Raw genomic sequence first — 683 nt, 5'->3', positions numbered from 1 at the left:
CTGCAGTGAGCTTAACTTCCGGTTTAAGCCACTACTTTGGCCTCGATTTCGGTCTTTCTGCCGGTATGATGGCAGGAGCATTGACGGCGACACCTGTTCTAGTTGGTGCTCAAGATGCTTTGAACTCAGGTCTTGCAACAATACCGCGCAATATGGATTTTTCTTTGGTATTAGAAAATCTATCCGTAGGTTACGCGATGGCTTATCTGATTGGTTTGATCAGCATGATCATGTTCGCTAAGTTGCTACCAAAGTTACAAAAGCAGAACCTTTCAGACTCTGCTCAACAAATCGCTCAAGAGCGTGGCCTTGGTAACTCAAGCCAGCGCAAAGTTTATCTACCTATTATTCGCGCATATCGAGGTGGCGCGGAGCTTATCGATTGGACAGACGGCAAAAACTTACGAGAACATGGTATTTACCGCCAAACGGGTTGTCACATTGAACGTATTCGCCGTAATGGTATTCTCGCCCACCCTGATGGTGATGCGATTTTGCAAGAAGGCGATGAAATAGCACTGGTAGGCTTCCCTGACAGCCACGCTCGTTTGGACCCAAGCTTCCGCAACGGTAAAGAAGTGTTCGACCGTAACCTTCTCGATCTGCGTATTGTGGAAGAAGAGATTGTCGTTAAGAGCGACGCAATTGCCGGCAAACGTCTATCTGATTTGAACCTGTCTGAG

The 683-nt window shown here is 47.3% G+C and carries 1 protein-coding gene; it reads left to right on the top strand.

Going from position 1 to position 683, the window contains the following annotated elements:
• On the top strand, window positions 1-683 hold a 683-nt coding region (locus tag R7190_RS27705), incomplete at both ends, for a TrkA C-terminal domain-containing protein (RefSeq protein ID WP_318137910.1).

The sequence above is a fragment of the Vibrio sp. 1078-1 genome (assembly GCF_033340475.1).
Note: the sequence above shows the minus strand (reverse complement) of the source record. Positions and strands in the feature narration are given on the sequence as shown.